Raw genomic sequence first — 6,858 nt, 5'->3', positions numbered from 1 at the left:
CTGCTTAATATTAAAGATTTCCATGTTTAAAGCTTGTATTTTATCAACTCAGTGCTGCTGGGTCATTTTTTCCTACTTAGTCTAAACTCCAGTATGGTACGTAGACAATTTTTTTTGATGAGCTTTTTGGTGATTTTCTCGCAATGAGTTGTTTAAATCTATGATGTGATATCCAACGACGTGCAAGATCGGCAGTTCTGCCTATGTAGAGAATTTCCTCAGAACCAGAAATCGCAAAATAGATGGTTGGACAGTCAGGGAGATCAGCTTTTTTCTCTAATGGAAGCGAGGGTAGTTTCAGGGGATCAATTGCCGTTAAATCCATTTTCTCCTAGTTCCAGTGACTTCTATAGCCATCACTAATAAGACCCCACTGAATTCTTACTTCAGTAGCTTCAAATCATCCGGGATTCGATCCCGGATGATTTACTCCTTCTGTCTCCTGCCTCCTGCCTCCTTCAATACACTCATGAATCTAAGACAATGCCGCTGCGGGAGTTAAACCTAATTTGGATAACAAGCGGTCAATGTCAAAATGCTCGGACATCAACTGACGAATATACTGAACCTTAATCGGCTCGTGGACACGGACTTGACCAAAAGTGCGGTCAACAATTCCTACAGTCGTGAGGGTATCTAAGTCAACAGACAAAATGGGGATTTCTAATTCTTCAGCGCGACTGAGAATGAACGGTGGGGGTGGTAGTTGCCCAGTGAGAATTAAACATTGGGTAGAAGTTTCTAAAGCCGCTTGCTGAATTTCCACCCGATCGCCTCCTGTCACCACTGCCATATTCCGGCGTTTGCGGAAATATTTCACGGCGGAGTTGACATTCATCGCTCCAATTGCCAGACTTTCTACCAACAAATCCATGCGATCGTTACGACAGAGAACATCAGCTTTTAACTGCTTGACTAGTTCGCCAACACTCACACTGCGAAGCAAATCGCTATTCGGCAGCATTGCTAGCACTGAAATACCCTGCTGTTCCAAAAATGGTAGTATGAGAGTCTCAACTGCTTCTAGTTGGGTGACAGGGATATCATTGATTACAACTCCAATCAAGCGATCGCCCAGACGCTGTTTTGCAGCCAATAGTGCCTCAACTGAAAGCAAGGATTTATAGCGGCTTACTAACAGCACACCAGCATCCAATACTTCAGCCATTTGCAGTAAAGACAAGTCAAACAAATTGCCTTCGGACAAATTACCAGGCCCCTCCAGTAACACTAAATCTCCTTGAGACTTATGTAAATATTGCTGTATTAGGGACTGCTGATAATCGGTTTTGTCTTCCCCTCGCAAGCGCTTTTGCACATTTGGTTCATCCAAAGCCAGCATTGTAGGTGCAACGCGGTTTTCCGGCAAATTGAGGCTAAGAGCGATGAACTGGACATCTTCCTCAATTACGGTTCCACTGGACGAATTAAAAGACGTACCAAGTGGTTTACCGTAGCTAATATCCAGACCTTTTTGCTGTAGCTGATGAGACAAACCCAGAACAGTTGCAGATTTACCGCTGTAATTCTCGGTCGATCCAATCAGCAAATATTTAGGGGATTTTGGCACACATGCACTCCTAATTTCAAAAGTCAGAAGAACCCAGCTAGGTGTTTCCTAATTCTAGTTCCTTCTGGCAAAAGCCTCTCGCTCTCACAAATTAAGCTTTCCCAGAATTAGCCTCTGATTGAACAAGCAAAGAATTGTCTGAGCGGAGGCTTCCGATGCTCGATAGCGACGTAGAGGCGTCTGACTCGCTATCCGTTGGCGCACAGCGTTAGCGAGGAACGGCGTCTACAGGAGCGTTACTTTTCAAGATAGCTGACAAAAAAAGCTGCGATCGCACGTCTTGGCTCTTGCATAACTCGCATCACGAGGTATTAAATTCCAGTCAAGATTGTAAAAATTAAAAATGTGAAACTGACATAAATGCTACAGTTATACACTCAAACATTCTAAATACTGAAACGTTTGTAACGTAGTAAATACAGGCTACTGCTGCGATCGCTTCCAACTTAACGTAAGCGATCGCAGATTAAAAGCCTTCATAACTTTCCTCAAAAGCCCAACACCTGCATTGATTTTTCAAGTACTTCTTTAGGACGAAATGGTTTAGTTAGATATAAATCTGCACCAACCTCAATTCCTTTTTGTTTATCAAACTCCTGTCCTTTAGCTGTCAAAATTATAATGTAGATATCAGTCATTTGCAGGTCGTGTTTTACAATATGGCAGACTTGCAGACCATTCATTTTCGGCATCATCACATCAAGAAAAACTAGGTTTGGTTTTTCAGTTTTAATAGTTTCGAGAGCTTCTTCTCCATTTCTAGCAGTTAGAAGTTCAACACCCTCATCTTCTAATGCTTCTAAGGCTTGTTCCATCAAAATCAAGATATTGGGTTCATCGTCAACAATTAGAATTTTCTGATTCATAGGGATTGGGGATTGGGAATTGGGTATTTGTACTGAGCGGCTTTCCCTGACTTGTGCCGAGCCTGTCCTAAGCGTAGCCGTTGGCGCAGCCTCTCGTAGAGAAGGGCAAAGTCGAAGTAGCGCTGTAGAAGGGAGTTGAAGTACTGGGCATTGGTAAACAGGGTATGAAGAAGAGACAAGGTAGACAAGGAAGAGGCGGGAGACAAGGGAGAGACTTGTCCCCTTGTCCCCCTGCTCCCTTGCTTTTTGCACAGTCCCCCATCCCCAATCCCTAGCGATTACTGTTCAGACAGCATAATAAAAAATACATTTTCCAACTCTTTCTCAAAGCGTAGGGTTTTCACCAAATCGGCTTCTTGAGAGAATATAGAGTCGATGATGATCATGTCAGGTTTGGCTGACAGGGCTTTATAAATGCATTCTTGCGGATCGGAGGCTTCAATCACGCTGTATCCCTGAGTTTGCAGTACATCTGATAGCGTTTTTAAGGCTGATGCATTTTTATCTACAACCAATACCTTTTTACTAGAAGTGCCTTGGTAAAGCAATGAGCCAATTTCGCTAAGGAGTTTTTCTGTGTCAATAGGCTTGGTGAGATAGCGATCGATGCCAATGTGGTAGCCCCGTTCTTTGTTTTCAATAATCGACAGAATGATAATTGGAATGTCTGCGGTCTGAGGATCGTTTTTGAGAACGGCTGCCACATCGAAGCCGTTGATTTGGGGCATCATCACGTCCAAGAGAATCAGATCGGGACGGGCTGTTTTGATTTGATGAATTGCATCCATGCCGTCCTTAGCTTCGCGAACATTGTAGCCTTCGTTTTCCAGTTGTTGACGCAGCAGTTCCCGAATGTTAGCGTCATCATCTACAACCAAAATGGTTTTACGGTTTTGGTTCGACACAGCGCTTTTAGTGATGACGTGTTCTTTGAGTTGTTTGACAAGCGTATCCAAATTCAGATTAGCAGTGGTTTGTCGATCGCAGGCGTAGGTGGGAATGATGAACGAGAATATGCTGCCTTTACCTGGTTCACTCTCAACCCAGATTCTACCGCCGTGATGATCGACGATTTGTTTACAAATGGGCAATCCTAATCCAGTGCCTTTGGGTTTGTCGGTGAGAGTGTCGCCAACTTGGCGGAATTTCTCGAATACTTTCGGCTGGTCTTCAGGTGCAATCCCAATGCCTGTGTCGATGACACTGATGCAAACACCGTCGTTTCCTTGTTTAACGCGGCAGATGACACAACCAGATTCGGTAAACTTAACGGCATTGGAAATCAGGTTGATTAAAACTTGCAGCAGGCGGTTGCGATCGCCTACTATCTGAGGCAGTCCTGGTTCAATTTCGCTGACTAATTGCAAGCCATTGGTTTCAAATAACCCGGCAGTAGAATTGGTTGCCCAATCCAGTAATTCGCTAGGATCGATCGGCTGCATCTGCCATTCCACTTTCCCTGCTTCCATCTTGGCGATGTCCAGGACATCGTTAATTAAAGATGTAAGCCGTTCTGCTTCCGACACAATAATATTGAGATTGTCAGCCACCCGCTTAATCGTTTTCTGAAGCTTGCGGTCTTCGGTAGAAATCATTGGGAACACATCGGTTTCCAGCTTTTCTTGAATGATGGACGCAAAACCCAGGACAGAAGTCAGTGGCGTCCGCAGCTCATGGGAAACTGTTGAAATGAAGTCGGTCTTCATCTGGTCGATTTCTTTTTCTGCCGTCACATCTCGAATTAGTAGTGCAGAACCGAAGCAGGCGGCGGGTTCTGGATCTGCCGTCTTTTTGAAAATGGCGGTTGCCACTGCCTGACCAATGCGTTCCTTCGTCAGTGCAACTTCGGCAGAGAACACCTCTTTAGGATGGGACTGAGTTCGTGTAACCAGGTCTGCTAAACCAGATATCGGCAATTCTCGGTAGTGACCGTTGAGGGCGGTAGCTGTCAATCCGTACATACTTAAAAAAGCAGGATTGAAGTGGGTGATTTCTCCGGTGATATCTGTCACCAATAAACCATCTGCTAAATTATCTAAAATGGCATTTAACCCCTGCGCTTCTGCTAAGGTATTTTGCAGGGCAGCCGTCCGTTCTATAACTCTAGCTTCCAATTCTTGATTCAGTTGCCGCAGAGCGGTTTCTGCTTGTTTACGGGCAGTAATATCGGTATTGATTTCCAGCACCGCGCAGGGTTGACCGTCGATATCCCGTTGCAATGTCCATCGGCTTTGGACGGTAATCAGTCTGCCATCATGGGTAAGATGTTGCACTTCTCCTTCCCAATTACCTTGCTCTAATAACTCCGCGATAATTTCTTCCTTTGGTTTTAGAAAGGTTTTTTTGAGAAATGCTTGAATGCATTGGCCTTTTACTTCTTCACGCGTCCAACCGTAGAGCCTTTCGGCACCCTGATTCCAGTGAGAGATTTTGTCGCTCATGTCGCGGACAATGATGGCATCGCTGGAATGATTCAACATATCTAATAAACGTTGATTTTCCGCTTCTGCCAGTTTGCGATCGTGAATATCGGTGCAAGCGCCAATCCATTCCCGAATGTTGCCGTCTTCTTCCAGGACGGGGGCACCACAGACAGAGAAGTAACGGTATGTACCATCCTTGCCACGCAGCCGATATTCGGTTTGGTAGATACCTCGGTTTGCCACAGCAGCATTCCAAGCTTCTGTAGAACTGGCACGGTCATCGGGGTGAATCGGCTCGAGCCAGCCCCAACCTTCAACTTCAGCTTCGCTCTGCCCCGTATACTCAATCCAGGTGAGCATTTCTCTGCTGATTCCCAGTCCTTCTGGGGTAGCTCCCCAGATGATCTGTGAAGTAGCAGTTACTAAGGAGCGATATCGTTCTTGAAGACGCTGATTTTCGGCTTCTGCCTGTTTGCGATCGTGGATATCGGTGCAGGTGCCAATCCATTCTCGGACGCTGCCATCGGCTTCTAGGATGGGGGTGCCACAGACAAAGAAGTAGCGGTATGTGCCATCCTTACCACGTAAGCGATATTCGGTTTGAAAGAGACTTTGATTCGCCACAGCATTACTCCAGGCAAGGGCTGTGTGAGTACGGTCATCGGGGTAAATCGGATCGAGCCAGCCCAAATCCTGGATTTCATCTGCACTCTGACCTGTATACGCTAACCAGGTAGACATTTCACTGCTCACCCCCAGTCCTTCAGGGGTAGTCACCCAGACAATTTGGGAACTGGCAGTCACTAAAGAACGAAACCGTTCTTCCCTCTGTTGCAGAGTTTGTTCTGCTAGCTTGCGATCGTGAATATCGGTGCAGGTGCCAATCCACTCCCGGATGCTGCCATCTGCTTCCAAAACAGGAGCTGCATTGCCAAAAAAGTAGCGATAAGTGCCGTCTTTGGCACGAATCCGATATTCAACTTGATAAAGACTTTGGGTCGCCACAGCAGCACTCCAAACTTCAGCACTCTGGGCACGGTCATCGGGATGCATGACATCCAACCAGCCCCAGCCGATCATTTCGGCTGCACTCTGACCAGTATATGCCTCCCAACCGACTATTTCAGAGTTCACCATTCCTTCCGGCGATGCCGTCCAGACCATTTGTGAAGTGGTAGTTATCAAAGAGCGATACCGTTGTTCGAGATACCGCTTTTCGGCTTCTGCCAGCTTGCGATCGTGAATATCGGTGCAGGTGCCAATCCACTCCCGGACGCTGCCATCTTCTTCTATAACGGGCGCGCCCCAGACCCAAAAGTAGCGATAGTTGCCATCCTTGCCACGAATTCGGTATTCAATTTGATACATACTCAGATTTGCCACGGCAGCGCTCCAGACTTCTCCGGTATAGGCGCGATCGTCGGGATGAACGGCATCAATCCAGCCCCCATTTTCCGCTTCAGCTAGACTTTGGCCTGTATAGGCTATCCAGCTTGCTAGCTCAAAGCAAATTCCCTCTGGTGTGCTTACCCAGACAATTTGTGTATTAGCTGTCACCAGAGAACGGTATCGGGCTTCACTCTGTTTCAGTATTTGTTCGGTATCTTGGCGTTCCTGCTGGACGCGTCGAAGGTTGGTGATGTCCTCTACACTACACCAGATCAGTCGCTCTCCATTTTTCTCAATCATTTGTCCAGAAATCCTCACCGGAACCAGATGCCCGTCTTTGTGGATTAACTCCTTTTCAAATGGGCCGTAGCGACCGATTTGCTCTAGTTTCTCTAGGGTAGCTTGGTCAGTGACGGCATAGTTTTCCGGAGTAATCTGGCGATCGCCCAGATTCAGGGTTTCTGGAACAGTACGCCCCAAAATGCCAGCATAAGCGGGATTGATGCTAATTAGCGTCCCATCTGTTCGGCATAGTGCTAGCCCAACAGGACATTGTTCAAAGAGCTGACTGTTGTATTCATCAAGTTGGTTAAACATGATTGAGGTTTCT

The 6,858-nt window shown here is 46.3% G+C and carries 4 protein-coding genes; all 4 read right to left on the bottom strand.

All coding sequences use genetic code 11. The features are described from left to right. Positions 1 to 76: 76 nt before the first annotated feature. On the bottom strand, positions 77 to 325 hold the full coding sequence (locus tag V7K45_RS31010; protein ID WP_335009514.1) for a GIY-YIG nuclease family protein: 249 nt from the start codon (positions 323 to 325) through the stop codon (positions 77 to 79). 150 nt (positions 326 to 475) lie between these two features. Further along, complete coding sequence (locus tag V7K45_RS31005) at positions 476 to 1,570, bottom strand: phosphotransacetylase family protein (protein WP_335009512.1); 1,095 nt, start codon at positions 1,568 to 1,570, stop codon at positions 476 to 478. A gap of 488 nt (positions 1,571 to 2,058) precedes the next feature. After that, positions 2,059 to 2,436: a response regulator transcription factor gene (locus V7K45_RS31000; protein WP_335009510.1), complete on the bottom strand. Its 378-nt coding sequence runs from the start codon at positions 2,434 to 2,436 to the stop codon at positions 2,059 to 2,061. A gap of 278 nt (positions 2,437 to 2,714) precedes the next feature. After that, positions 2,715 to 6,845 carry a PAS domain S-box protein gene (locus V7K45_RS30995; protein ID WP_335009508.1) on the bottom strand — a complete coding sequence of 1,377 codons (4,131 nt, stop codon included), beginning with the start codon at positions 6,843 to 6,845 and terminating at the stop codon, positions 2,715 to 2,717. Positions 6,846 to 6,858: the final 13 nt, after the last annotated feature.

Source organism: Nostoc sp., assembly GCF_036917375.1.
Lineage (GTDB): Bacteria > Cyanobacteriota > Cyanobacteriia > Cyanobacteriales > Nostocaceae > Nostoc.
This window is presented reverse-complemented; position numbering and strand designations above follow the sequence as displayed.